This window comes from Lentzea albidocapillata (assembly GCF_000719115.1).
In the GTDB taxonomy this organism is placed as follows: Bacteria; Actinomycetota; Actinomycetes; order Mycobacteriales; family Pseudonocardiaceae; genus Lentzea; species Lentzea albidocapillata.
The window spans coordinates 278,229-302,513 of sequence record NZ_JOEA01000007.1 but is presented as its reverse complement, the minus strand read 5'-3'; the positions used below and the strand labels follow the sequence as shown (position 1 = coordinate 302,513).

Genomic DNA, 24,285 nt, shown 5'->3' with positions numbered 1-24,285 from the left:
GCCGATGATCTGCATGTAGCGCGCGAGACGGCCGCTACGATCAATTCGTGCGCGAACCACTTGAACGTGACTCCGAGATCGCGCACATTCGTGAAGCTCTGGACGCAGCCACCCGTGGTGAGGGTCGCGTCGTCGTCATCGAGGGCCGTGCGGGCATCGGCAAGACCAGGCTCGTGCACGAGTGCCGCGAGCTGGCCAAGGAGCGCGGATTCGGGCGGCTGCAGGCCGTTGGGGACGCCATGGAGAGCGCGATGGCGTGGGGCGTCGTCCGGCAGATGGTCGAGCGGTCGGTGTCGCGGTACTCCGGCGAGCTGCGCGAGAAGATCCTCGCAGGGCCGTCCGGGGCGGCGCTGAAGGCCCTGGACGACGCCGCGCTCGACCCGAGCCAGGCCGAGCTCGCCCGCACGCTGCACTCGTTGTGGTGGGTCGCGGTGGACCTCTCGTCCACCCGGCCGCTGCTGATCACGGTGGACGACGCGCACTGGGCCGACCACTCGTCGCTGCAGTTCCTCGTCTACCTGTCGCGCCGGATCGCGGACCTGCCGATCGCGCTGGTCGTCGCGACCAGGCCGCCGATGGACAACTTCGGGCCGCTCGCGCAGCTCAGCGTGTCCGCCGACCGCTTGCTGCCGCGTCCGCTCACCACGGAGGCGCTCAGCGCGCTCGTCGGCGGGCACCCCGAGGTGATCACCGCCCTGCACGCGGCCAGCGGCGGGAACCCGTTCCTGTCCGGCGTCCTGGTCGACGAACTCGCGGCGCTCGGGCTACCGCTGGACGACGCCGCGACGGCCGGGAAGGTCGGCACGCTCGGCCCCAGCACCGTCTTCCGCGCCACGCTCGGGCGCCTGCCGGCACCGGCGGTCAAGCTCGCCGGCGCGGTCGCCGTGCTCGGCACGCACGCCGATCCGTGGCAGGCCGCGGAACTGGCGGAGGTCACCGATCTCCCGGCCGCGGCCGAGGCGTTGACGGCGGCGAACGTGCTGATCACCGGCGAGCACCTGGAGTTCGTGCATCCCGTTGTGCGCGAGGCGGTGCTGACCAGTCTCGGGCCGATCGCGCGTGCCTCGTTGCACGCACGGGCCGCGACGTCGTTGCAGGAGGCGCACGCATCGGCTGATCGCGTGGCCGCACACCTCGTCCACGCTCCCAAAGGGACGTTGCCGAACGCCGCGGACGTGCTGAGGAAAGCCGCGGCGACGTTGCTCTCGGCCGGCGATCCGCGCACTGCCGCAGGACATCTGGCACGAGCGGTGGACGAGCGGCCCACCGACGCCGGACTGCGTGCGGAACTCGGGCGCGCGTTGCTGCGGCTCGGCGACGCGGTCAACGCCCACCGGCACCTGAAGGCGGCGGCGCAAGGACTTCCGGACGCGGAACTGGTGGCGGCCGCGGCCTCGGCGACGGCCGCACTCGAAGGCCCCGCGGCGGCGATCGCGGAACTCACCGAAGCCATCGACGCCCGCCCGGACGGCGAGTCGCGCCTGCACCTGGAGGCACGGCTGGCGGTGTTCCGCTCGTTCCTCCCCGACCAGCGCCAGATCGCGTCCGCGCACCTCAGCGGCTACTCCGGCCTCGCGGGCGGCACCCCGGACGAACGCACGCTGCTCGGCCTGCTCGCCCAGATGGGCCGCTACGAGGTGTGGCCGCACGACGAGGTCGCCGCGACCGCGACGCGCGCGCTGGCGAACGGTGCGTACCTGGACGACGCGACGGGCAGCACGGACGCGATGGTCGCGTGGCTGGTGGCGTTGCTCGCGCTGATGGCGGCGGACGGCGTCGGCACCGCACGGCACGAGATCGAGCGGGCCAGGCTGAAGGTGCGGGCCCACGGGTCACCGATCGAGTTCGCGATGGTGGCGAACGCGTCGCTGTTCCTGAACTGGCGCTGCGGCAACATGCAGGCCGTCGAGGCGGAGGCCGAGGGCGCGCTGGCCGCCGTCGCGCTCGAGGACCCGGTGTCCGAGGTGATCAGCCTGCGCGCCACCTCGACGCACTTCGCGGTCTACGCGGCGCTCGAACGAGGTGACATCGCGGCGGCGTCCGCGTTCATCGGCGCGTTCGAGGGTGCACACGCCGATGCCCGGCTGACCATGCCGATGATCTGGTTGCACGAGGTGCGCGCGTTGATCGCACTGGCCGAGGGCGACGCACGGCGGGCAATGTCCGAGGCCTACCGCCAGCGCGACGCGATGCACCAGGTGCACGTCGATCCGCCCACGATCCCGTGGCGCGGGCCGGCCGCGCGCGCGGCGTTGCTGCTCAACCAGCAGGAACTCGCGCTGGAACTGGCCGCCGAACAACTCGAGGTGGCCCGCAAGTGGGGCGCGGCCACAGAGGTCGGCGCGGCTCTGCGGTTGCTCTCGAACGCCGACGCGGACTCGCGGCTGGAGCTGCTGACCGAGTCCGTGACCGTGCTGGAGGCCTCGCCTTCACGCCTGGAACTCGCCCGGTCGCTGGTGGACCTGGGCGAGGCCCTCAGGGTGGCGCGGCGGCGGACCGATGCGCGGGAGCCGTTGCACAGGGCGATCGAACTGGCGGGCGACTGCGGTTCGGCGGTGCTGCAGACCCGCGCGGTCGAGGCGCTGGAAGCCCTCGGCGACCGGCCGCGAAGGCAGATCGTGCTGGGGGCGGAGGCGCTGACGGCATCCGAACGGCGGGTGGCCGACCTGGCGGCGGTGGGCCGGGCGAACAGGGAGATCGCGCAGGAGCTGTTCGTGACGCCCAAGACCGTCGAGAACCACCTCGGCCGGATCTACACGAAGCTCGGAATCGCAGGTCGCAGGGATCTCGCACGCGTCCTTGCCTAAGGCAGAGCGACGTGGGGGTGTCCCTGATACACCCATCTTTCCGGTTGGAGGGTTGAGGGATCTCCCCTCATGCCCTTGGGGGGTCGCCTCGGCGAATCTTGTGTCACCGCAGGGGAACACAAGATCTCAAAGGGGAAACCGAAATGATCCGCAACGCTCTGATCGCCGCCGCCGCTCTCACCGCCGTCGTCGCTCCCGCCACCGCGGTGGCCGACCCGATCATCGGCACGCCGCCCCCGTGCGTCGGTGCCGCCGACCTGGCCGGTGCGGACTTCAACGTCAAGAAGTGCGGTGTCAGCGACGTGGATCAGCACCGCGCCGGCCTGGAGAGCAACGGCGGCGCCTACTGCGGCCCCGCGTCGCTCTACAACGTCCTGCACTACTGGGGTCACCAGAAGGACGCCCCGGTCGGCTGGCTGACCACCAAGGTCGGCAACCTCAACCCGAAGGACCCGGCCGACTTCGGCGTCATCACCAACTCGATCGGACGCATCGGCGTCGACGCCCAGTACAACGGCGGCACGAACCTCACGAACCTGCGCAAGGCGTGGGACATCGCCACCAAGCCCGCCCGTGACGCCGGTTGGACCACCTCCACGGGCGTCACGAGCACCCACAACAACGCCGACTTCGCCGGTGAGCTCGCGAAGAAGCTCAACGAGGGCCCGTTGCAGCTCGTGTACGGCCGCTACAAGGCCGGTCCCACCACGGGTTCGTTGCAGCGCAGCGGTGGCCACATCGTCACCGTCGTGTCCGCGACCGGTTCGTTCAACGGCAGCACGATCAAGCTGAAGCTGGCCGACCCGGGCCGTGCGCTCGACAGCGGTGAGGGCAACTACCTCTACACGCAGTCCGCGTACGAGTCGCTCGACGTCACCCTGGCCAAGAAGTCCATCAAGGAGTACATCCCGGTCAAGGACGACGAGAACACCCGCGCGGACGAGTCGCTGGAGCCGGGCACCTACCGCACCGTGACGCGCTGGGAGCTCACCGGCCCGCGCTACGTCAGCGACACCACCCGTCAGATGGTCGAGGGCTTCAACTGGTTCGACATGGCCAAGTAGTTCTCCAGCAAGACCGGGGCCGCACTCTTCAAGGGTGCGGCCCCTTCGCCATAGCCTGGTTCCATGCTCAGCCGCGATCGGGAACGCATCGAGGCACCCAGCGCGTGCGGTTAGCCTGGATTCATGCGTGTTCTCGTGGTCGCCGCTCCCCTCCTGGGTCATGTGTTCCCGTTGATGCCGCTGGCCCTGGCGTTGCGCGAGGCGGGTCACGAGGTCGTGGTCGCGACGGGCGGCGAGGCGCTGCGGGTCCGCGACTCCGGCCTGCGGGTCGAGGACGTCGTGCCGTCCGGCGTCCGATTCGGACCGATCGCGCTGCGCATCATGCTCGCGCATCCGCTGGTGGCCAAGAGGGAGCTGCGGGGTAGCGGCCGGCTCGACTTCGTGTCGCGGATGTTCGGCACGGTCGGCGACGCGATGACCGAGCCGCTGCGGACGTTCGCCCGCGGGTGGCGCCCGGACGTCGTGGTGCACGAACCGCTCGCCGCCGCCGGGTCGGCGCTGGGCGTGCCGTCGATCGTCCACGACGTGTCGCTGTTCGACGGGCTGGTGCTGACGGCCGCGGTCGGCGCGCGTATGAAGGCCGAAGTGCGTTCTCCCGCAACGGTTCTGCGCACCGCGCCGCCGTCGCTCGCGGAGTTCCCCGGCGGTGAGCGGATGCGGTTCGTGCCGTACAGCGGCGACGGCGAGGTGCCGCAGTGGCTCGCGGAACCGTCCGGCACGCCGCGCATCCTGGTCAGCCGCAGCACCGCGCCCGGTCCCGGCGCCGGGCGGATGATGGCGGCCGTGGTCAGGGCAGCCAGGCAGGTGGACGCCGAGTTCGTGCTGGTCCGCCCGGACCGGACCGAGGGCCTGCCGGGCAACGTCCGCACGGTCGGATGGGTGCCGATTCCGCAGGTGCTGCCGTTCTGCGACGGGATCGTGCACCACGGTGGGGCGGGAACGGTGCTCGGCTCGCTCGCGGCCGGGGTGCCTCAGCTGGTCGAGCCCGGGCCCGGCGACCGGACCGTGCACGCGACGGCGATCACCGGACGCGGGGCAGGGTTGCGGGCCGAGCCGCGTGAGGTCACGGCTGCGCTGCTCACCCGGCTGATCGAGGACTCGAAGCTGCAGCGGGCCGCCGGCGAGGTGCGCGCCGAGATGGCGGCGATGCCTTCACCCGGCGAGGTAGCTGAACGCTGGGAAAGTCTCGCGATGCAATAGAACAGCACCTAATCTGGCCGGGTGCGCATTCTCTTCTCGAGCTTAGGCTCGCACGGACACGTTTATCCGTTACTTCCGCTCGCGATCGCCGCGCGAGCGCAAGGACATGACGTTCTCTACGCCGTCGACCCGGGATTCCACCCGACCGTGGGAAAGCTCGGGTTCACGGTGGTCGACGCGGGCATCAGCATCTGGGACGCGTTCCGCCAGGCGAACGCGCTGCACGGCACGGCCGGGTTCCGCCGGGACATGCTGCGGCAGACCGCCGTGGACGCCTTCGGGTCCTTACTGCCCAGGGCCTTCGTGACCGATCTGGAACCGGTACTCGAACGGGACAAGCCCGACCTCGTCGTCTTCGAGCTCATCAACCCCGGCGCGGGCCTCGCCGCCCTGCGGGCCGGGATTCCGGCGGTCTGCCACGGGTTCGGCAAGATGGACGGAACCCTCGTTCCGGAGGCAATGAGCGACCTCCTTCTGGAGTACGTCGCCGAGCTCGGTATCACGCTGCCCAATGGGCACCATTACGGACTCGGATCGACGTATCTGGACGTCTTCCCGCCGTCATTGCAGGATCTGGACTTTCTTGCGGACGTGGATCGAATTCCGATGCGGCCGGTTCCGTTCGCCGAACCGGGCGATTTGCCCGATTGGGTTGTCGAGCACGAGAGGCCGCTGGTCTACCTGACGTTCGGCACCGCGTTCTCGAACCCGGACGTGCTGCGCACCGCGATCGCCGGGCTGTCCGGAGTCGACGCCGAGGTGCTGGTCGCGACCGGGCCGCAGGTCGACCCGTCCGTGCTGACCGACGTGCCGGGCAACGTGCACGTGCTCCCGTGGGTGCCCCAGGCGGATCTGCTCGCGCACGCAGATCTCGTCGTGCACCACGGCGGCGCCGGCACCACGGTCGCCGCGATGACGCGCGGCCTGCCTCAGCTCGTGCTGCCGCAGGGTGCCGACCAGTTCCGTAATGCCGAGATCGTCACGAACACCGGGCTGGGCTCCCAGCTCGCCGGTGAGGACTTCACGACGGACGCGGTGCAGGAGGTCGCGCGGAAGTTGCTGCGGGACAACGATGTTCGAGCCGCGAACGCCGGTATCGCAGCGGAGATCGCCGCCATGCCGTCCCCGGACGACGTGGTGCCGAAGCTGGTCGACCTGGCCGGTTGAGGACGGGGCCGGTGCCTACTCGCTGGGCACCGGTTTCAACGCCGACACCGCCTCCTCGACGGAGTCGTACAGCGAGAGGACGTCCGCCACTCCCGTGACCTGCAGCGGTCTGCGGACGGCGCGCTGCGGGGCGACGATGTGGAGCTTCTTGCCGTGCTCCTCGGCCAGTTCGTGGGCCGAGATCAACGTCGAGATGCCGGTGGAGCCGAAGAAGCTGACCAGCGTGAGATCGGCGATCAGAGCGGGCCTCTCGGAGGCGAACCCGAGACGAACGGCGTTCAGCACGTCGTCGGCGGTGTCGACGTCGATCTCGCCTTCGACTGCGACGACCATCAGCCCGGCCACCTCGGCGGCACGCACTGTGAGCAGCGATGACTCCTTGAACTGTTCTTCGTTCACCAGCACTCCCCGGTGGCCGAAGCGCTTGGGACTCTGACTCCGAGCACGCTGCTGAACCCGGCTACATCCCCGACGTTACGGCCGTTGCTTCCCCACCACAACCTACCCGCCCGCGGAAAACCAGGTGACAACGATCCAGCCGCGCTGTCACGATCACCGCATGTTCCTGACGGCTGAGCACAACACGTTCGCAGGTGTTCCTGCGGGCGCGCTCGCCGTTGCACTCGCCGATGTCTCGGCACAGCTGGCCGGCGCCCGACTCTGACCCTTCTCCAGTCCATCCTTCAGGACCACTGGAGGAGGGTGGCAGCGGTCCATCGGTTCTGAACCTCCAGCTGTGACTCCTGAGGGACATAGGGCAATGAAGCAAGAGTTCGTGCGTGCCAAGCCGCACCTCAACATCGGCACGATGGGGCACGTCGACCACGGCAAGACCACGCTGACCGCGGCCATCACCAAGGTTCTGTCCGAAATGGACCCTTCGGGCACCACCTTCACGGCGTTCGACCGGATCGACCGGGCGCCCGAGGAGCTGGCCCGCGGCATCACGATCAACATCGCGCACGTCGAGTACGAGACGCCGACGCGTCACTACGCGCACGTCGACATGCCCGGCCACGCCGACTACGTGAAGAACATGATCACGGGGGCGGCGCAGCTGGACGGCGCGATTCTCGTGGTGTCCGCGGAGGACGGCACGATGCCGCAGACGCGCGAACACGTGGTGCTGGCGCACCGGGTGGGCGTGCCGTACGTGGTGGTGGCGCTGAACAAGGCCGACGCGGTGAGCGACCCGGAGCTGCTCGACCTGGTGGAGCTGGAGATTCGTGACCTGCTCTCGCAGTACGGCTTCGACGGCGACGCCACGCCGGTCGTGCGGGTCTCCGGCCTGCGCGCGCTGCAGGGCGACCCGGAGTGGGTGCGGTCGGTGGTGTCGTTGCTCGACGCCGTGGACTCGCACGTGCCGGTGCCCGAGCGGGATCTGAATGGCGCGTTCCTGATGCCGATCGAGAACGTCCTGACCATCACCGGCCGCGGCACCGTCGTGACCGGTGCGGTCGAGCGCGGTGTGCTCGGCCTCGGCGACACGGTCGAGGTGCTCGGCCTGGGCGACTCCGTGTCGTCCGTGGCCACCGGCATCGAGACGTTCGGCAAGCCCATGCAGCAGGCCCAGGCGGGCGACAACGCCGCGATCCTGCTGCGCGGGGTGAAGCGCGGTGACGTCCGGCGCGGCCAGGTGCTGGCCCTGCCGGGCAGCGTCGCGCCGCACACCCGGTTCCGCGCGTCCGTGTACCTGCTCTCGCACGCCGAGGGCGGCAGGCACACGGGTATCGCGTCGAACTACCGCCCGCAGTTCCACTTCCGCACCGGCGACGTCGTCGGCGTGGTGGAGCTCGACAGGACGCTGGCCCTGCCAGGTGACACCGTCGAGGTCACGGTGGAGCTGGGCAAGGCGGTGGCGATGGACACCGGGCTGGGCTTCGCGATCCGCGAGGGCGGCAAGACCGTGGGTGCCGGCACGGTCGGCGAGATCCTCGCCTAGGGCGGCGGCGACGACCCGCGAAGGTGGTCGCGCTGCCTTGGAGAGCGCGGCAGGACAGCCTTGTCCTGCCGCGCTTTTCGTCAGGCGTGCTAGCCCGACTCGTCGCTCACGGAGTGCGCGGTGCCGACCGGCTTCGACTCGGGCGACCCGCGCTGCCGCAGGTAGACGCTGAGGATCGCCATCGACGCGATCGCGAGGAACTCGGACTGCCAGTTCTGCAGCGACCGGTTCCAGAAGTCGGCGGAGAGGAAGTAGCCGAACAGCCCCATCTTCTCGGCCAGCGGGTCGGAGTTGTTGGCGTACCAGCCGGCGACCCACTGCAGGGTCCAGGAGAACAGGAACAGGACCAGCATCGCGAGGCCGAGCGACTTCGAGAACACCGCGGTGCGCCAGCCACCGGCGCGAGCCCACTTCGGCGACGACTCGTCGGCGTACCGGCCGACCTGCTGGTCCTTGTCAGTCCCCTCGCCGACCTTGCCGGCCGGCTTGGACTCGGGCGATCCCTTCTGGATCAACCAGACGGTCGCCGTGACGTACAGGAAGAACTGCAGGTACTCGGACTGCCAGTTCTCCACGACGTCGACGAGGAAGTCGGCGGAGAACAGGTACGTCCCCAGAGTCAGCAACGGCCGCCCCAACGCGGCCTGACGCTCGTTGAAGTCGGCGTGGCCCGTGAAGAACTGTCCGACCAGAGCCGCGAGGAACAACCCGGCGAAGACGAGCGTCAGGCTGTGCTCGCGCAGGAAACTCCTCATAGGACCGGGTGCCCTGCGCCAAAAGCATCAAACATCGATCAAAGGCACTACTTCCTTGGCCCAGAACTCGAAGAATTCCTGCTGCTGCGGCCCGATCTGCTGCACGTGGAGCTCGTCGAACCCGGCCTCGGCGAACTCCTTGACCTTCTCCGCGTACTTCTCCGGATCCGGGCCGCACGGGATCGCCTTCGCGATCATCTCGGGCGTGACCAGCTCCGACGCCTGCTCGAAGTGCTTGGGCGTCGGCAGCACCTGGGCCAGCTCGCCGGGCAGGCCGTCGTTGGGCCACACCCGGTGTGCGGTCGCCACCGCGTCCTCCTCGGACGCCGCGTAACAGACCTTCAGCCCGCTCTGCGCCGGGCCGCGGCCGCCCTCGGCGCGGTACTTCTCCACCAGGTCGCCGGCCGGGCCGACGCTGACGTAGCCGTCGCCGCAGCGGGCCGCGAGCCGGACCGCCTTCGGGCCGAACGCCGAGACGTAGATCGGCACCGGGCGTTCGGGCACGGTGTAGACGCGGGCGTTCTCGACTGTGTAGTGCTTGCCGTGGTGGGTGACCTCGTCGCCCTGGTGCAGCGTGCGGATGAGGCCGATCGCCTCCTCCAGCATCTCGAGCCGCACGTCGGCGGACGGCCAGCGGTCGCCCAGCACGTGTTCGTTCAGGGCCTCGCCGCTGCCGACGCCGAGCACGAACCGGCCTTCGGTCTGGACGGCCGCGGTGGCGGCGGCCTGTGCGATGACGGCCGGGTGGATGCGGACGGTCGGGCAGGTCACGGCCGTGGTGATGGGCAGCGACACGGTCTCGGACAGCGCGCCGATCGTGCCCCAGACGAACGGTGACTGGCCCTGCTCGTCGTTCCACGGGTGGTAGTGGTCCGAGATCCACAGCGACTCGAAGCCGTGCTCCTCGGCCATCTTCGCGTTCCTGACCAGCTCACGCGGTCCGTGTTCTTCTGAAGAGAGGAAATAGCCCAGTTTCACGGCAGCAACTCCTGGATCTTGGTCTTGAGGCCGCGCGTCATGAACTGCCAGGCGTCCGGGTCGCCGCGCAGCACCGCCTCGGTCATGTCCTTGATCTGTTCGAACGTCGCGTGGGGCGGGATCGGCGGCACGTTCGGATCGCAGTGCACGTCGAGGACGGTCGTGCCGTCGAACGCGAGCGCCGTCTCCCACGCCGTGCCGAGCTGCGTGGGGTCGTTGATCTCGATGCCGTGCAGGCCGATCGACCGTGCGAAGGCGGCGTACGAGATGTCCGGAAGGGTTTGCGACTCCTCGAACTTCGGCGCTCCGCCCATCGCGCGCAGCTCCCACGTGACCTGGTTGAGGTCGTTGTTGTGGAACACACACACGACGCAACGGATGCCGTATCGCCGCAGTGTCAGCAACTCGGCCATGCCGTTCATCTGCATCGCCCCGTCGCCGACCAGCGCGATCAACGGCCTGTTCGGCTGCGCGAAAGCGGCACCCAGCGCGTACGGGACGGCGCAGCCCATGGTGGCCAGCGTGCCGGACAGCGAGGAGCGCACGTTGCCACGGATCTTGAGCAGCCGCGCGTACCAGTTCGTCGCGGAACCCGAGTCCGCCGTGACGATCGCGTTGTGGGGCAGGCGTTTCGAGAGCTCGGAGACGATCCGCATCGGGTTGACGGGATCGGCCGGCACCTGCGCCTGCCGTTCTACGACCTCCCACCAGCGCTCGACGTTCGCCTCGATCGTCTCCCGCCAGGAGCGGTCGGTCTTGTTGTCCAGCAACGGGATCAGCGCCCGCAACGTCTCCCGCGCGTCGCCGACGAGGTTGACCTCCGTCGGGTAGCGCATGCCGATCGCGCGGCCGTCGAGGTCGATCTGCACTCCGCGCGCTTTGCCGTACTGCGGCAGGAACTGCGAGTACGGGAAGTTCGATCCGATGATCAGCAACCGGTCGCAGTCCCGCATGAGCTCGTAGGACGGCCTGGTGCCGAGCAGTCCGATCGACCCCGTGACGTACGGCAGGTCGTCGGGTAGCACGTCCTTGCCCAGCAACGCCTTCGCGACGCCGGCACCGAGCAGGTCGGCGACCGCGCGCACCTCCTCGGCGGCGTCGCGGGCGCCCTGCCCGATCAGGATCGCGACCTTCTCGCCGCTGTTGAGCACCTCGGCCGCGCGCCGGATGTCGTCGAGGGCCGGCACGACGAACGACACCGGACGGGACGGCGGGCTCGACGGGATGTACTTGAACTCGTGCTTGGGCGCGGCGTACTCCTGCTCCTGCACGTCGTTCGGGATGATCAGCACGGCGGGCGCGCGGTCGGCGGCGGCCGTGCGCATCGCCCGGTCCAGCGCGTTCGGCAACTGCTCGGGCACCGTCACGTCGACCAGGTACGAGGCCACGTCGCGGAACAACGAGTGCAGGTCGACTTCCTGCTGGTAGCTGCCGCCCTGAGCGGTGCGGGCTGTCTGGCCGACGATCGCGACGACCGGCACGTGATCGAGCTTCGCGTCGTACAGCCCGTTGAGCAGGTGGATCGCACCGGGACCGCTGGTGGCCAGGCACACGCCGACGTCGCCGCTGAACTTCGCGAAGCCGACCGCGGCGAACGCGGCCATCTCCTCGTGGCGGGTCTGGATGAACCTCGGGTCGTTGTCCGCCTTGCCGAACGCCGCCACGATCCCGTTGATGCCGTCGCCGGGATACGCGAACACCTGCTTCACGTCCCAGTCGCGCAGGCGTTGGACGATGAAGTCCCCGACGGTCATGAGGTGTTCCCTTCCAGTACGTAGACCGTGTAGGCGGAGCGGATGATCGGCTGCGCGACGTTGCGGACCCGCACACCGCCCGGCGTGATGCCCTGCTCGGTGCCGAAGTGCGCGTGACCGTGCACGGCGAGATGCGTGCCCGTCGCGTCGATGGCCTCGCCGAGCAGGTACGAGCCGAGGAACGGGTAGATCTCCGGCGGTTCGCCGCGCAACGTGTCCGGCACGGGCGCGTAGTGCATCAGCGCGACCTTGATGTCGGTGTCCAGTTCCGACAGGGCCTGTTCGAGGTTCTCCGCGATGTCGGAGGTGTGCTGGATGAACGCCTTCATCTCGCGCTCGCCGAACGCGCTCCCGCATTTGCCCGCGAACCCGCCGCCGAACCCCTTCACACCCGCGATGCCGATCGAGCAGCCGTTGACCCGGTAGGTGAACGTCGTGCCCTCCAGCACGTGGATGCCCTTGTCCTGCAACGTCTTCGTGACTTCGAGCGGCTTGTCGTCGTGATGGTCGTGGTTGCCCAGCACGGCGACCACGGGCACCGGCAGGTCCGCGAACTCGTCCGCGACCACCTCGGCCTCGACGACCGTGCCGTGCCGGGTCAGGTCACCGGCCAGCAGCAGGATGTCCGCGTGCTCGCCGACCTTCTCCAACGCCGGGCGGAGGTGCCCGCGCATGTCCTCGCCGAGGTGGATGTCCCCGACCGCTGCGACTCGGATCATCGCAGGTCCTCCTCACCCTCCGGTTCGCCCGCAGGTGTCACGCGCACGTCGTTGAAGATCGTCAGCTCGGGGGCGGCCTCGTGCAGGACCTCCTCCAGTGCGGCCCGCCGTTCGGCGCAGGCGACATCTCCGGAAAGCATCACGTGGTCGCCGCGCACGGTGACGCGCACGCCGAGTTCGGCGGTCCGCGGGTCCTCGGCCACCGCCCTACGCAGATTTGCCGCCAGATACTGCTCGGAACTCATGGCCTCTCCCGATGATGTCCAGGCGTTCGATGAGCATCAGGAACGCTTCGGCGTAAGGCGACTCCTTGGTCTCCTCGCGCACCTGCTCCCAGTCGATCTGTTCGCGCAGCGCTCGGGCGAACGGCAGCAGCTCGCTGAAGTCGCACCGGTGGCCGTCCAGCACGAGCAGCTTGCTGGTCAGCACGAACGTCGCCGGCATCACCGGCAGCATCACCGAACCGACCGGCATCTCCTCGGCCATCGCGAGGGTCTCGTCGGTGACGATGCGCTCGTTCGGCCGGAACAGCAGATCCACCAGCGAGTCCCCGTCGTAGACCTTGAGCAGCCAGTCCTCCGGCGGTTCGGCGGCGCGAAGCCCGCGCTTCACCAGCACGCGCACGGCCTCCGTGGCGTCCTCCGGGCGCACGAGAAGATCGACGTCGTGCTCACTCGCCGGCCCGCCGCGCGCGTAGCCCGCACAGCCGCCTGTCAGCGCGAAGGGGATCTCCGCGCCACGTAGAGCGTTCGCGACCTTGACCAACGTCCGCAGCAGCTTGTCCTGCAGTCCGCTCATGCACTCCGGGCTACCCGCCGATCAGCGGCGTGAACCTCAGTCGGTGGCGAGTCGCGCGTGGGTCTCCGTGTCGAAACGGACGCCGTCGTAGAGCAGCCTGGCCCGTTCGACACCTTCCACCGCGAAGCCGGCGCCCGTCGCGACGCGGCAGGAAGCGGGGTTGTCCAGCCGATGCGCGAGCTCCAGGCGGAACAGGCCGAGCTCGGCGAAGGCGAACTCGCTGACCTCGCGGCACGCCCTGGTCGCCAGCCCCTTGCCCCGCGCCTGCTCCCGCATCCAGTAGGAGACCCACCCGGTCAGGTGACGGCGCTCGACGCTCGACACGGCGACGTTGCCCACGGGAACGCCCTCGTGCAGCACGGCGAACGAATAGGCGGTGTCCTCGTTCCGGCGGGACGTGAGCAGCGCGATCCACTCCTCGGCGGCGGGGAGCGAGTCGATCTGCGAGGTGAACTGGCGGTCCATCATCTCCTCGCCCGACGCGGCCAGGATGATCGGTGCGTCGTCGGGGCGCCAGGGCCGCAGCAGAGTGTCGTCCACCCGTCCACCTTCCGAATTCCGCGGGCCGGCTGCAACTCAGCGGGGTACTCAGACGTCAGAAGGACATCCGGCACAAGGAGAGCAGATGGTCATTTTCGGCTGGCGGACGACGATCGAGCAGCTGCGGATGCTGACGCTGGTGTGCGGGCACTGCCACCACCAGTCGGCGCACAACCTGTTCCGGCGCTACACGAAGCCGACCATCTTCTTCATCCCGCTGTTCACCATCCGCAGCACGTACGGGCTGCAGTGCACGTTCTGCGGGGTCTCGTACGACATCAGCAGGATGCACGCACATCAGCTCGTCTGACAGGCAGGGCACCCAGGCGCGTACTCGTCGGTGGTGACGCGCCCGCACTCCGGGCAGATCAGCTCGAGAAGGCAGGCCGGCTCAGCTTCGGGGACACGACCGAGGTCCACACCCAGCCGATCGTCGCGACCGCGTAGAGCACGCCCGTCAGGGCGCTCGTCTCCGTCAGCCATCTCCCGAGCCTACGCGTCCAGGAGTTCGGTGAGGCGAGGACGGCACCACCGACAACTTTTTTTGTCCAGACTAGTGTCACTGTCTTGACGAAGAGAATCGTCGGCGGCAGGATGGGACCATCCACGAACCAGGACAGGGAGAACCGATGGGCCACGAGTTCAAGAGCACCGACGAGATCGAGGTGCCGGCGTCCGTCGACGACGTCTGGACGGCCATCGCGACGGGGCCGGGCATCGACTCGTGGTTCATGGGCCGCAACGAGGTCGCGAACGGCCAGGTCAAGATGGCCTTCGGCGGGTACGAGCCGACGAGCGAGATCACCGCGTCGGAGCCGGGGCGCCACTTCGCGTACGACAGCGGCAAGGCACCCGACGGCCGGTTCATCGCCTACGAGTTCCTCGTCGAGGGCCGCGAGCACAGCAGCACCGTGCTCCGCATGGTCACGAGCGGCTTCCTGCCCGGCGACGACTGGGCCGACGAGTTCGAGGCGATGACGCTGGGTGGCGCGCTGTTCCGGCGCACGCTGCTCGAGTACCTGACGCACTTCCCCGGCCGCACGGCCCGTCCGCTCACGGTCTTCGGGCCGATGATCGGCGACTGGGACGAGGCCTGGAAGAAGCTCGACGTGGCGATCGCGGCCAAGCTGCCGGACGCCGTCGAGTTCCACCGCAACGAACACACGCTCGGCCTGCGCACCGACAACGGCATGTACCGGTTCATGCGCGGGTTCTTCGGGCCGGTCATCGCCGCCCATCACGTCTTCGGGGGCGACGAGACCGAGCAGGACTGGCAGGAGTTCCTCGACACCACCCTGGGAGAGCAGAAATGACGCGCTTCACGACTTCCGCAGACGGCACCGAGGTCGCCTACTCGATCACCGGCTCCGGCCCCGCGCTGATCATCGTGGACGGCGCGATGTGCCACCGCATGTTCGGCCCGACGACCGAGCTCGCCTCGGTGCTGGACAAGAACTTCACCGTCTACACCTACGACCGGCGCGGCCGCGGCGAGACCGGTGGCGGCGCGACGCCGTGGTCCCTGGAGCGCGAGGTCGAGGACATCGACGCCGTGATCAGTGAGGCCGGCGGCAGCGCGTTCGTCTTCGGCGTGTCCTCGGGCGCGGTGCTCGCTCTCGAAGCGGCCTCACGGCTGCCGGGCATCTCACGGCTCGCGATCTACGAGGCGCCGTTCGTCGTGGACGACACCTACCAGCCGCGTCCCGCGGACATCGTGCGGCAGATGAACGACATGCTCGCCCGTGACGACCGCTCCGGCATGCTCTCGACGTTCATGAAGATGGTCGGCGCGCCCGGCTTCGGTGTCGCGATCATGAAGCTGACGCCGGTGTGGAAGAAGCTCAAGCTGGTCGCGCACACGCTGCCGTGGGACCTGACGATCCTCGGCGACGACGGCCGCGGCTCGAAGCTCCCGGCCGACCGCTGGACCGTCAAGGTGCCGACGCTCGCGATGGACGGCGGCAAGAGCCCCGAGTACCTCCGCAACGCCATGAAGAACGTCTCGGAAGTGCTCGGGGCGGACACGGAGTACCGGACGCTGCCGGGTCAGACGCACATGTACAAGCCGTCGGTCATGGCGCCGGAACTGGTGGAGTTCTTCTCGCGGGCCCAGCGCGCCGCCGGTCCCATCGCATAACCGGCCACGACGATCGAGCTCGTCAGCTAGGCGTACGCGAGTCGCCGTGGGACATCGACAAGCTGCGTTTCCCAGCCAGTTTGTTGCCGGTCCACGACACCGCGTACGCCAGCAGGCCGAACACCACCGCGACGAACACGCAGCTCACGAGTACCTCGCCGTAGCCGTTCTGGCGCGGATCCATGAACGGGTAGGGGTACCAGCCCACGATCGGGCCCCTGACCAGCGTGTACGTGAGGTAGGCGAGCGGGAACGACAGCCAGATCCACGCCCGCTTGGTCTTCTCCGGAGCGAGCAACCACTCCACGACGACGAGGATCGGCACGATGGTGTGCAGCACCCAGTTCGCGTAGGAGGGTGTCTGCACGTCGATGCCTCGCAGCAGCAGCCAGTACACGATTCCCGTGGTGCCCATGTAGAGCACGGCCGCGCCCCTGACCTGCGCTGACACCGGACTGAACACGCCCAGCAACGCCACGCACGCCGCGAAGACGTTCGAGAGCACGGTGAAGTAGCTGAAGTGGTTGACCGGCTGGAACCGGTCCCCCAGCACGACGATCAGGTAGATCTCTGCCGAAAGTACCAGCAGGAACACGGCCATCCGGAGCAGCTTGATCACGCACGCATTAGAACCCGGTTTCGTCAGGGGTGCATCCGGGCGCCCTTGAAGATCTTGTCGACGGCGTTCTTCTGACCGTGGATCGCGAGGCCGACCAGGTCGAGGTCCTGGGTGTGCACCTTGCGGACGGCTGCGCGGTTGTCGTCGTCGTTGCCGGTGGCGAACAGATCGGCGGTGAAGATGCTCATCGGCTGCTTGCGACTGAGGGCGCGTTCGTGGGCCTTCTTGAGCAGGTCCTGGTCACCCTGCAGGACCACGACGGGCTGGCCGAACATCGACAGGTAGTGCACGTCGTCGGCGTCGATGTAGGGCTCGCCGCGCAGCGTCTCGGGCAGCCCGCTGACGAGGAAGGCGGTGACGTTCAGCGCCTGCCAGCCGGCCAGGTCGTCCCGCAGCAACACAGCGATCTTGGTGTCGAACATGGACTCAACGATCGCGGTCACGCCTGTCGCGCGTCTTGTACGTTTCTTACATGAGCGTCGCAGCCTGGCGACTGTGTTAGGAACGAGTAACCAGTACAGATGGGGCTTGAGCAGAGCTCGGCCTGGCGGCCGGCCATCGAGGGCGTGAGGGAGGTCTTCCACGCCTCCTTCACCACGCACGTCTACCCAGCGCACACGCACGACGCGTGGACGTTGATGGTGCTCGACACCGGTGCCGTGCGGTACGAACTGGACCGTCATGAGCACGGCGCGCTCGTGGATGGCGTCACGCTGTTGCCGCCGCACGTGCCGCACGACGGCCGCTCCGCGCACCCGGCTGGGTTCCACAAGCGCGTGCTGTACCTGGACGACTCGGTGCTGCCGTCCTATCTGATCGGCAAGGCCGTCGACACGCCTATGCTGCCCGATCCGCTGCTGCGGCAACGGGTCCATCAGCTGCACCTGACGCTGGACGAGCCCTTCGAGGCGGCGAGCAGGCTGGCGTTGATCACCGAACGTCTCACCCACCACTTCGCCGGCACCGCACCCGTCGTGCACTCGGACCCGACGCTCGCCGACCGGTTGCGGCAGCTGCTGGACGCCTCCCTTCCGGACGGGATGACCCTGAACGCGGCCGCGCGGGAGTTGCAGACCAGCCCGACGCACCTGGTGCGGGCGTTCAGCCGCCGGTTCGGGTTGCCGCCGCACAAGTACCTGACCGGCCGCCGGGTGGATCTCGCACGTGGCCACCTGGTCGGGGGACGGTCGGCGGCGGAGGCGGCGGTGCTGGCCGGGTTCACGACCAGTCTCACCTGACGCGTCACTTTCGCCGGGTCCTGGGTACGAGTCCCGGGCGCTTCGTACGCTGACACCGTGCACATCGGCATCCTCGGGCCAGTTGAAGCGCACTCTCCCGACGGCAAGATCGCGGTAGGCGGCCCACGGCCGCGCACTCTGCTGGCGTTGCTCGCGATCCGGGCGGGCGAAATCGTCCCGCTCGGCCGCCTGGTCGACGAGCTCTACGGCTCCGAGCCGCCGTCGGACGCCGCGAACGCCCTGCAGGGCCAGGTCTCGCGCCTGCGCCGGGCGCTCGGGGACGCGTCGCTGATCGAGTTCCACCCGGCCGGCTACCTCCTGGCGCTGCCCGCCTCGCAGGTCGACGCGCACCGGTTCGTCGCGCTGGCGACGGATGGCCGGCAGGCGTTGGAGCAGGGCGATCCGCAGGCAGCGGAATCCCTTTTGTCCGAAGCACTTCGGCTCTGGCGCGGCCCCGCGCTCGCCGACGTCGCCCTGGCCGACCACACGACCCGCCTGGAACAGCAACGCTCCGCCGCCGCGGGTTCGCTGGTCGCGGCACGGATCCGGCTCGGCAAGGCCGACGTGGCCGAGATCGGGGACCTGGTGCGGCAGAACCCGTTGGACGAACGCCTCCGCGGTTACCTGATGCAGGCGCTGAACCAGCAGGGCCGCCAAGCCGAGGCGCTGCAGGCGTTCGAGGACGCGCGCGCCCTGCTGGCCGACGAACTGGGCACCGACCCGTCGCCCGAACTGCGTGCCGTGCACCTGCAGGTCCTGCGCGGACAGACACATCGCGAACTACCGGCCCAGCTCACCAGTTTCGTTGGCAGGCAAGAAGAACTCACGCGGATCGCCTCGCTTTCCGCCCGGCTCATCACCCTCACCGGCCCAGGAGGCGCGGGCAAGACCAGGCTCGCGCTGCAGGCCGCCGGTCCGGGCGCGATCTTCGTGGACCTGGCACCGGCCAAGGACGTCGCGGCGGCGACCCTGCAGGCGTTGGGGCTCAAGGAGACCGTGCTGGAGCCGGAGGACCGGCTGACGCTGGCGCTGCGCGAGCGCGACACGTTGCTGGTCCTGGACAACTGCGAGCACCTGATCGTCCAGGCCGCGCAGCTGGCCCAGCACCTGCTCAGCACGTGCCCGTCGGTGCGCATCCTCGCCACGAGCCGGGAGGCGCTCGGCATCACCGGCGAGACGCTGTGCCCGGTGCCACCGCTGGACCCCGAGCAGAGCGTGGCGCTGTTCGCCGACCGCGCCCGGCTGGTCAACCCCGCGTTCGTGCGCGACCGGCACACGATCGACATCTGCCGGGAGCTGGACGGCCTGCCGCTGGCGATCGAACTGGCCGCGGCGCGCACCCGCACGTTGACGACCGAGGAGATCGCCGCCCGCCTGAACGACCGCTTCCGCCTGCTCACCAAGGGAAACCGTGCGGCCGCGCCCCGCCACCAGACGCTGCGGGCCGTCGTGGAGTGGAGCTGGGACCTGCTGACGGAGGACGAACGCGACCTGGCCGCGTGCCTCGCGACGTTCAGCGGCGGGGCGAGCCTGGAGGCCGTCGAGGAGGTCTGCCGGCACGACATCGGGACGCTGGAAGCGTTGGTGGACAAGTCCTTGGTGGAAGCCGCCGACGGGCGCTACCGGATGCTGGAGACCATCCGCGAGTTCTGCTCGGAGCACAAGCGCGTCGACGCCTTGCACGCCACTTACTTCCAGGAGCTGGCTCGCCGTGCGGATCCCGAGCTGCGCCGGCGGGACCAGGTGCGGTGGTTCACCCGGCTGACCGCCGAGCACGCGAACCTGATGCAGGCCCTGGAATGGACCACCTCGTTCGCGCCCGAGCAGGCGTTGCGGCTCGTCAGCGATCTGGCCTGGTACTGGTACCTGAAGGGCAGCCGCACAGAGGTCCGGGGCGCGGCCCGCCGGCTGCTGGACCGGGTGCCCGAACAGTCCACAGAGGAATACACGGTCCTGCTCGCCCTGGCCGAACCCGAACACGTCCAGGAGAAGCTCCTGGCGTTGTGCGGCCCGATCAAGCAACCGTTCGTACTCATCGCCTGGGCCATGCTCAGCGGCCCGCCCGACCCGTCCGAGCCGCGCACCGCGCTGCAGGACGAGGTCGAGAACAGCGAGGACCCGTGGATCCAGGGCCTGATCGGCTTCAGCAACGCCTACACCACATGGGCTGCCAGCGGCGACCGCGCCGTCGCGATCGAGCAGTCCCGCGAAGCCCTGCGGCGGTTCCAGGACCTGGGCGAACGCTGGGGATCGGCCCAGGTCCTGGACGTACTGGCCACCATGACCGAGGACCCGGCCGAAGCTCTCGCGCTGACGGACCAGGCACTCCAGGCCGTCGCCGAACTGGGCGCGGTGGAGGAGTTGGCCGAACTGCGGGGCCGGCGCGCGGACCGGTTGCTCGACATCGACCAGGACCAGGCCGAGCGTGACTACCTCCAGGCGCTGGAGATGGCGGCACAGGCAGGCCTGGCCGCCACTCGGGCGCTCGCCAACGCCGGACTGGCCAAGATCGCCCAACGCCGGGGAGATCCGGCACGGGCCGAGGAGCTCCTGCTGGCAGCACAGCAGGAGCTCGGGTTCGGGTGGATGCACACAGCGGCCAAGCAGCAGGTGGACGAGGCGCTCAGTGAACTGTGGCGTAGTCGGGAAGTGTGATCGCGGTAGCGGCCCGCAGATCCATCCGCGCGAACATCGGCATCTTCGGGAGCAGCCCGAACATCCGGTCCCGCACCCACATCCCGAGCCTGCTGCCGGGTGCGAGGAACGGCCCAGGGTTACCCTGGCTGCCGCGGGCGTACGGCCCGATCAGTGCCTCGTACCGGGCGAAGGCGTCGCCTCCCGCCGCCATCTCCCCCGCCAGGACGTAGGCCGAGACGACCGCGAGCCCGGTTCCCATGCCGCCCAGCGTGGATCCGTATCCGGCGTCGCCGATCAGCGTGACCCGCCCGGAACTCACCGCGGGCATGCGCACCTGGCTGATCGAGTCGAAGTAGACGCCCTGCGCCACCACCTCGTCCGGCATCAGTTCGGGAGGGATCGGCGACTTGTACAGCAGCCACCCCGGTGAGGTCAGCACTCCCGGTGAGCAGGTCAGGTCCCGGTCGTCGCCCTCCGCGTCCCAGATCGCGAAGTAGTAGCCCTGGAACTTCGGCCGGTACTCCGGGAAGACCAGCCGCCGCACCCCGGACCGCATCCCGTCCGCGCCGATCACGAAGTCGAACCGCCGTGATCTCCCGTGCGCGAACGTGACGTCCACGCCGGCGCCGTCGTCGTGCAGCGCCGTGATCCAGTCGCCGAACACGTACTCCACGTCGGAGGCGGTCTGCTCGTACAGCAGACGCGACAGATCACCGCGGCGGATCTCCACGTCCCCGGCGGTGAACGCTGCGGGCAGCCGTGCCCGCTCGCGTCCGTCGACGCCGCGGAACACCATGTCACGCGGCGTGGTCTGCGCGGCGAACACCGCGTCGAGCACACCCATCCGCCTGAGCACGGACAGGTGCGCCTCGCCACGGAAGTCCACGGCCTGACCACCGTCACGCAGCGACGGCGCCCGCTCGACCACCACCGGGGAGAAGCCGAAACGCGTCAGCCAGTGCGCGAGAGCGGGCCCGGCGATTCCCGCTCCCGAGATCAGTACGTCCATGCTCGGGATGCAACGCCGGGCCGCTGACCAAACCCTGGTGAAACGCTGACCTACGCCCCGCCGATGATCTTCAGCATCTGCGAGATCTGGCCTTGCCGGGTGTTGACCACCCGTTCCGCGTAGGCCGTCGTCTCGGGGTTCATGCCGTCCTTCTTCTCCGTGAGCGCCATCTCCACGCCGGCACCCTGATGCCCGGTCATCAGGTTGAGGAAGAGCTGGTCGAACTCGGCTCCGCTCTTCTCCTTGGTCTCGTTGATGACCTTGTCGTCGAGCAGCGGCTGGCCGCCGTGGGCGGCGTGCAGGTCGGCACCGTCGCCCTCCGGCTTGCCCCAGAGCTTCAGCCACGACTTGAGCATCGTGAGTTCCTCGCGCTGCGTCACGTCGATCGCGCCCGCGAGGTCCTTCGCCTCCTGCGTGGTCGCCTTCGCCAGGCCGACCTGCGAGAGGCTGATGCCGAGTTGCAGGTGGTCCACCATCATCTGCACGAACATCACGTCCGCGTCGTTGAACCTCGCACTGGCGGCAGGAACGGGTGGTGCGGCGGAGCTCGCGCCGTGCCCGTGGGCTCCTTGGCCCTCCGGCACGACCGCCTCTCCGCCGCACCCCGCCAGCGCCAGGACCGCGGCCGCGATCACCAGGCGCTTCATCAGGTCAGACCTTCTCCCACAGCGCCGCCACGTTCGGCGGTTCCCAGCCGGTCAGTGACGTGTGCGCCTGCCGGCAGCGGTAGGTCGAACCGCCGTAGGTGACGGTCGATCCGGTCGCGTAGGAGGTGTTCGCCGCCCACGTGCCACCGGCGGGCGGTGGCGTCGTGGTGCTGGACGTCGTGGTGGGAGGAGGGGTGGTGGTCGTGGTGGTGGGCGGCGGGGTCGTGCCTCCACCACCGTTGATGTTGAGGTCGATGCACGAGTAGAACGCGTTGACCGTGTCGCCGATGTTCCAGATCGCGTACAGCTTCTGGCGGCCGGAGAACCCGCCGAGGTTGATCGTGTGCGTGGTCGGGTTGGTCGGCTGCTGGTTGTTGCCGGCGACGTAACCGACGCGCGTGCCGCCGATGAAGTACTCGTAGTCACGCGTGGCGTGGCGGGCGGTGAAGGTCCACGTCAGCGACAGGGTCTGACCGGTGTTGGTGACCTTCCAGGGCAGCCCGTCGTTGTCGAGAGGCGCGAAAGCACCGTTCGCACCGCTGCAGTTCTTCAGGCCCTTGGGGCCTTCGGCACTCTGCGGCTCGTACTTCGCCTGGCCGCAGAGGTCGACGGAGACGTCTCCCCTGGCACACTGCGCCGAACGGCTGGCCGGCGACGACACGTAACCGTGCGCGCTCGCCGAACCGACCGGCGTGATGAAGACGATGGCAGGGACAGCGGCCATGACGAGCGCCGCTTTACGCATGAGTTTCATTCGTCCGAACTCCTTGGATCGTTCCCGAACGGGTTGACCCGTAGGCAGGGGGAGGGAACCGGGAGCGCTCTAGATCGCTCGCCGATCCAGTTTCGGTCTGTGGTCTAGACCATAAACCGGGATTCGGAAAACGGTCAAGCAATCACCGGACACGAACGAAAAAGTGCCGCCTGCCAACAAGTTCACTCGAATCGATGACTTCGACTCCACCATTCGGGTCACAGGATCAGACCAGTCGGCTCATTGGTACGAACTCCGCCCAGTGGGTATCCCCGTGCCATGCGCGAATTCGACGAGCCCAGCAGGGCAGCCGGCCCCGGCGTTGTCACCGACGGACCCGCAGGTGCCCCGACTGTCCTCGTGATCGATCCAGCGGGAGAATCAGTCCACCACGAGATTCCCGCGACCTGGCGACCGCTGACCGAACACCTGCGGATCGTGTGGCTGCGAGTCCCCGCCGCGCCGACCTGGAAGTCCACAGTGGACACCGTGCTGACCAGGCACCGCGACGACACGCCGACCGTGTTCGACATCGTCACGAGCGGACCGCTCGCGGCCGACGTCCTCGATCTCGTGGCGGCTCACCGCGACCTCGTGCGCTCGGTCCTGCTGGTGGACCCCGAAATCCAGGTGCACGCGCCGTTCGCCCAGGTCATCCCCCACACCAACACCACCCCGGTACCGCTCCCGCTCGGCCACCCCGACGTCGTCCAGGGCGTGCTCGCGGCACTCGAACTCCACCGAACCACTTAGGCTCCGAAAGTTTCGCTGAACCGGACACTTCGGCCACCCGTATCCCTCGGCAGGGAACACGAGACGGGAGGCTTCATGCGAGCGCGTCTGCTCATCATCGTGCTGGGGCTGCTTGCGCTGACGGGCTGTTCATCTGTCGGCGGCAGCAGTTCGGGCGAACCGGCGGCCAACGAGGCGGACGCGACGTTCTCGTTGCGAATGATCCCCCACCACCGCCAGACGATCGAGATCGCCAAGGTCGCCAGGCAGAAGTCCAAGGACGAGTTCGTCGTCAACGTGGCCGACAAGATCGCCACCGCCGAGTCGGGCGAAATCGAGCAGATGGCAACCTACTTGCGCAGCTGGAACATCCAGGTGCCCGGCGACGACGCCAACGCCACGCACAAGATGGCGGGCATGATGACCGTCAAGGACGTCGAGGCGCTGAAGTCCGCCACCGGCAAGCAGTACGACGACCTCTTCCTCGCCACCCTCTCCCGCCACCTCCGCAGTGGCGTGGACATGGCGAAGGACGCGCAGGCCAAGGGCGAGCACATCGGCTCCAAGGCCCTTGCCGGGAAGATCATCGTGTCGCAGACCGAGGTGCTGGACCAGATCAGCGCCAAGCAGAAGTCCTGACGCCACACCAGGACTCGCACGCCAGTCACACGTCCACGGCCGCCGCGGCAGTGGGCGTGTCGGCGTATCCGCTGTGACCAGCCCGCTGAAACGCGACACGCGAACGCAAGCCGACCCGCCCGCCCTCAAAATCCGGTCGGCCCCCGCCC

25 protein-coding genes are annotated in these 24,285 nt (G+C 68.8%); 12 read left to right on the top strand and 13 right to left on the bottom strand.

The genetic code is table 11. The features are described 5' to 3' along the window. Positions 1-47: 47 nt before the first annotated feature. From IG04_RS0112335 to IG04_RS0112320, 4 genes are all read left to right on the top strand, one after another. A complete protein-coding gene (locus IG04_RS0112335) occupies positions 48-2,807 on the top strand; it encodes a helix-turn-helix transcriptional regulator (RefSeq protein ID WP_030476741.1) in 2,760 nt (919 codons plus the stop codon). A 143-nt stretch (positions 2,808-2,950) separates the two neighbouring features. Further along, entirely contained in the window at positions 2,951-3,871 is a 921-nt protein-coding gene (locus tag IG04_RS0112330) for a hypothetical protein (RefSeq protein ID WP_030476740.1), read from the top strand. 123 nt (positions 3,872-3,994) lie between these two features. Further along, positions 3,995-5,071 (top strand): nucleotide disphospho-sugar-binding domain-containing protein, encoded by a 1,077-nt coding sequence (locus IG04_RS0112325; protein WP_030476739.1) that lies wholly within the window; start codon positions 3,995-3,997, stop codon positions 5,069-5,071. Between the two features lie 21 nt (positions 5,072-5,092). Beyond that, the gene (locus IG04_RS0112320; RefSeq protein ID WP_030476738.1) at positions 5,093-6,238 is read left to right on the top strand and encodes a glycosyltransferase; all 1,146 of its coding nucleotides are present in this window, start codon (positions 5,093-5,095) and stop codon (positions 6,236-6,238) included. Between the two features lie 15 nt (positions 6,239-6,253). Here IG04_RS0112320 and IG04_RS0112315 read toward each other — a convergent pair whose 3' ends face one another. Beyond that, positions 6,254-6,637: an STAS domain-containing protein gene (locus tag IG04_RS0112315; RefSeq protein ID WP_051769656.1), complete on the bottom strand. Its 384-nt coding sequence runs from the start codon at positions 6,635-6,637 to the stop codon at positions 6,254-6,256. Positions 6,638-6,998: 361 nt separating this feature from the next. Between IG04_RS0112315 and tuf the strand changes: the two genes are divergently transcribed. Continuing rightward, the gene (gene tuf, locus IG04_RS0112305; protein ID WP_030476736.1) at positions 6,999-8,180 is read left to right on the top strand and encodes an elongation factor Tu; all 1,182 of its coding nucleotides are present in this window, start codon (positions 6,999-7,001) and stop codon (positions 8,178-8,180) included. Between the two features lie 89 nt (positions 8,181-8,269). On the opposite strand, the gene IG04_RS0112300 is transcribed toward tuf, so the two are convergent. From IG04_RS0112300 to IG04_RS0112270, 7 genes are read right to left on the bottom strand one after another with little or no spacing between them, the layout of a single operon-like run. Then, positions 8,270-8,935, bottom strand: coding sequence for a DUF6766 family protein (locus tag IG04_RS0112300; RefSeq protein WP_030476735.1), 666 nt, complete (start codon positions 8,933-8,935; stop codon positions 8,270-8,272). A 27-nt stretch (positions 8,936-8,962) separates the two neighbouring features. After that, positions 8,963-9,913, bottom strand: coding sequence for a TIGR03557 family F420-dependent LLM class oxidoreductase (locus tag IG04_RS0112295; RefSeq protein ID WP_030476734.1), 951 nt, complete (start codon positions 9,911-9,913; stop codon positions 8,963-8,965). Further along, positions 9,910-11,667, bottom strand: coding sequence for a thiamine pyrophosphate-requiring protein (locus tag IG04_RS0112290; protein ID WP_030476733.1), 1,758 nt, complete (start codon positions 11,665-11,667; stop codon positions 9,910-9,912). The genes IG04_RS0112295 and IG04_RS0112290 overlap by 4 nt, the downstream gene beginning before the upstream one ends. Then, positions 11,664-12,386 carry a metallophosphoesterase family protein gene (locus IG04_RS0112285; RefSeq protein WP_030476732.1) on the bottom strand — a complete coding sequence of 241 codons (723 nt, stop codon included), beginning with the start codon at positions 12,384-12,386 and terminating at the stop codon, positions 11,664-11,666. Before IG04_RS0112285 ends, IG04_RS0112290 begins: the two co-directional genes overlap by 4 nt. Further along, entirely contained in the window at positions 12,383-12,589 is a 207-nt protein-coding gene (locus tag IG04_RS0112280; RefSeq protein WP_420843949.1) for a BON domain-containing protein, read from the bottom strand. The genes IG04_RS0112285 and IG04_RS0112280 overlap by 4 nt, the downstream gene beginning before the upstream one ends. Before the next feature lie 4 nt (positions 12,590-12,593). Next, on the bottom strand, positions 12,594-13,184 hold the full coding sequence (locus IG04_RS0112275; RefSeq protein WP_030476730.1) for a nucleotidyltransferase family protein: 591 nt from the start codon (positions 13,182-13,184) through the stop codon (positions 12,594-12,596). 36 nt (positions 13,185-13,220) lie between these two features. Continuing rightward, positions 13,221-13,724 (bottom strand): GNAT family N-acetyltransferase, encoded by a 504-nt coding sequence (locus IG04_RS0112270; protein WP_030476729.1) that lies wholly within the window; start codon positions 13,722-13,724, stop codon positions 13,221-13,223. 85 nt (positions 13,725-13,809) lie between these two features. Between IG04_RS0112270 and IG04_RS0112265 the strand changes: the two genes are divergently transcribed. The 3 genes from IG04_RS0112265 to IG04_RS0112250 all read left to right on the top strand — a co-directional run bounded on the left by IG04_RS0112265 (position 13,810) and on the right by IG04_RS0112250 (position 15,861). Next, positions 13,810-14,034, top strand: a complete 225-nt coding sequence (locus tag IG04_RS0112265) for a zinc-ribbon domain-containing protein (protein WP_030476728.1) — start codon at positions 13,810-13,812, stop codon at positions 14,032-14,034. A gap of 319 nt (positions 14,035-14,353) precedes the next feature. Further along, positions 14,354-15,037, top strand: coding sequence for an SRPBCC family protein (locus IG04_RS0112255; RefSeq protein ID WP_030476727.1), 684 nt, complete (start codon positions 14,354-14,356; stop codon positions 15,035-15,037). Continuing rightward, positions 15,034-15,861: an alpha/beta fold hydrolase gene (locus tag IG04_RS0112250; RefSeq protein ID WP_030476726.1), complete on the top strand. Its 828-nt coding sequence runs from the start codon at positions 15,034-15,036 to the stop codon at positions 15,859-15,861. The genes IG04_RS0112255 and IG04_RS0112250 overlap by 4 nt, the downstream gene beginning before the upstream one ends. A 22-nt stretch (positions 15,862-15,883) precedes the next feature. Here IG04_RS0112250 and IG04_RS0112245 read toward each other — a convergent pair whose 3' ends face one another. Both IG04_RS0112245 and IG04_RS0112240 read right to left on the bottom strand, forming a co-directional pair. After that, positions 15,884-16,480: a Pr6Pr family membrane protein gene (locus IG04_RS0112245; protein WP_051769653.1), complete on the bottom strand. Its 597-nt coding sequence runs from the start codon at positions 16,478-16,480 to the stop codon at positions 15,884-15,886. Between the two features lie 23 nt (positions 16,481-16,503). Next, positions 16,504-16,902: a DUF2000 domain-containing protein gene (locus tag IG04_RS0112240; RefSeq protein WP_030476724.1), complete on the bottom strand. Its 399-nt coding sequence runs from the start codon at positions 16,900-16,902 to the stop codon at positions 16,504-16,506. A gap of 99 nt (positions 16,903-17,001) precedes the next feature. Here IG04_RS0112240 and IG04_RS42535 point away from each other — a divergent pair, with 99 nt between their 5' ends. After that, a complete protein-coding gene (locus tag IG04_RS42535) occupies positions 17,002-17,718 on the top strand; it encodes an AraC family ligand binding domain-containing protein (RefSeq protein ID WP_338043524.1) in 717 nt (238 codons plus the stop codon). Between the two features lie 57 nt (positions 17,719-17,775). Beyond that, on the top strand, positions 17,776-20,373 hold the full coding sequence (locus IG04_RS0112230) for an AfsR/SARP family transcriptional regulator (RefSeq protein ID WP_030476723.1): 2,598 nt from the start codon (positions 17,776-17,778) through the stop codon (positions 20,371-20,373). Here IG04_RS0112230 and IG04_RS0112225 read toward each other — a convergent pair. Genes IG04_RS0112225 through IG04_RS0112215 form a run of 3 tightly spaced genes read right to left on the bottom strand, consistent with a single transcriptional unit; the run spans position 20,342 to position 22,765 of the window. Next, positions 20,342-21,364 carry an FAD-dependent monooxygenase gene (locus tag IG04_RS0112225; RefSeq protein ID WP_051769650.1) on the bottom strand — a complete coding sequence of 341 codons (1,023 nt, stop codon included), beginning with the start codon at positions 21,362-21,364 and terminating at the stop codon, positions 20,342-20,344. The genes IG04_RS0112230 and IG04_RS0112225 overlap by 32 nt on opposite strands. Before the next feature lie 50 nt (positions 21,365-21,414). Beyond that, positions 21,415-22,011, bottom strand: a complete 597-nt coding sequence (locus IG04_RS0112220; RefSeq protein WP_030476721.1) for a DUF305 domain-containing protein — start codon at positions 22,009-22,011, stop codon at positions 21,415-21,417. A gap of 4 nt (positions 22,012-22,015) precedes the next feature. Next, positions 22,016-22,765: a lytic polysaccharide monooxygenase gene (locus tag IG04_RS0112215; RefSeq protein ID WP_051769644.1), complete on the bottom strand. Its 750-nt coding sequence runs from the start codon at positions 22,763-22,765 to the stop codon at positions 22,016-22,018. 279 nt (positions 22,766-23,044) lie between these two features. Between IG04_RS0112215 and IG04_RS0112210 the strand changes: the two genes are divergently transcribed. Beyond that, the gene (locus IG04_RS0112210) at positions 23,045-23,518 is read left to right on the top strand and encodes a hypothetical protein (protein ID WP_030476719.1); all 474 of its coding nucleotides are present in this window, start codon (positions 23,045-23,047) and stop codon (positions 23,516-23,518) included. A gap of 75 nt (positions 23,519-23,593) precedes the next feature. Beyond that, positions 23,594-24,136 carry a DUF305 domain-containing protein gene (locus tag IG04_RS0112205; RefSeq protein WP_030476718.1) on the top strand — a complete coding sequence of 181 codons (543 nt, stop codon included), beginning with the start codon at positions 23,594-23,596 and terminating at the stop codon, positions 24,134-24,136. Positions 24,137-24,285 lie beyond the last annotated feature (149 nt).

Coding starts and splice junctions, on each gene's coding strand:
- IG04_RS0112330 (WP_030476740.1), top strand. CDS start 2,951: ATGATCCGCAACGCTCTGATCGCCGCCGCCGCTCTCACCGCCGTCGTC.
- IG04_RS0112325 (WP_030476739.1), top strand. CDS start 3,995: ATGCGTGTTCTCGTGGTCGCCGCTCCCCTCCTGGGTCATGTGTTCCCG.
- tuf (WP_030476736.1), top strand. CDS start 6,999: ATGAAGCAAGAGTTCGTGCGTGCCAAGCCGCACCTCAACATCGGCACG.
- IG04_RS0112300 (WP_030476735.1), bottom strand. CDS start 8,935: ATGAGGAGTTTCCTGCGCGAGCACAGCCTGACGCTCGTCTTCGCCGGG.
- IG04_RS0112290 (WP_030476733.1), bottom strand. CDS start 11,667: ATGACCGTCGGGGACTTCATCGTCCAACGCCTGCGCGACTGGGACGTG.
- IG04_RS0112285 (WP_030476732.1), bottom strand. CDS start 12,386: ATGATCCGAGTCGCAGCGGTCGGGGACATCCACCTCGGCGAGGACATG.
- IG04_RS0112275 (WP_030476730.1), bottom strand. CDS start 13,184: ATGAGCGGACTGCAGGACAAGCTGCTGCGGACGTTGGTCAAGGTCGCG.
- IG04_RS0112265 (WP_030476728.1), top strand. CDS start 13,810: ATGGTCATTTTCGGCTGGCGGACGACGATCGAGCAGCTGCGGATGCTG.
- IG04_RS0112255 (WP_030476727.1), top strand. CDS start 14,354: ATGGGCCACGAGTTCAAGAGCACCGACGAGATCGAGGTGCCGGCGTCC.
- IG04_RS0112250 (WP_030476726.1), top strand. CDS start 15,034: ATGACGCGCTTCACGACTTCCGCAGACGGCACCGAGGTCGCCTACTCG.
- IG04_RS0112240 (WP_030476724.1), bottom strand. CDS start 16,902: ATGTTCGACACCAAGATCGCTGTGTTGCTGCGGGACGACCTGGCCGGC.
- IG04_RS42535 (WP_338043524.1), top strand. CDS start 17,002: ATGGGGCTTGAGCAGAGCTCGGCCTGGCGGCCGGCCATCGAGGGCGTG.
- IG04_RS0112225 (WP_051769650.1), bottom strand. CDS start 21,364: ATGGACGTACTGATCTCGGGAGCGGGAATCGCCGGGCCCGCTCTCGCG.
- IG04_RS0112220 (WP_030476721.1), bottom strand. CDS start 22,011: ATGAAGCGCCTGGTGATCGCGGCCGCGGTCCTGGCGCTGGCGGGGTGC.
- IG04_RS0112215 (WP_051769644.1), bottom strand. CDS start 22,765: ATGAAACTCATGCGTAAAGCGGCGCTCGTCATGGCCGCTGTCCCTGCC.
- IG04_RS0112210 (WP_030476719.1), top strand. CDS start 23,045: ATGCGCGAATTCGACGAGCCCAGCAGGGCAGCCGGCCCCGGCGTTGTC.
- IG04_RS0112205 (WP_030476718.1), top strand. CDS start 23,594: ATGCGAGCGCGTCTGCTCATCATCGTGCTGGGGCTGCTTGCGCTGACG.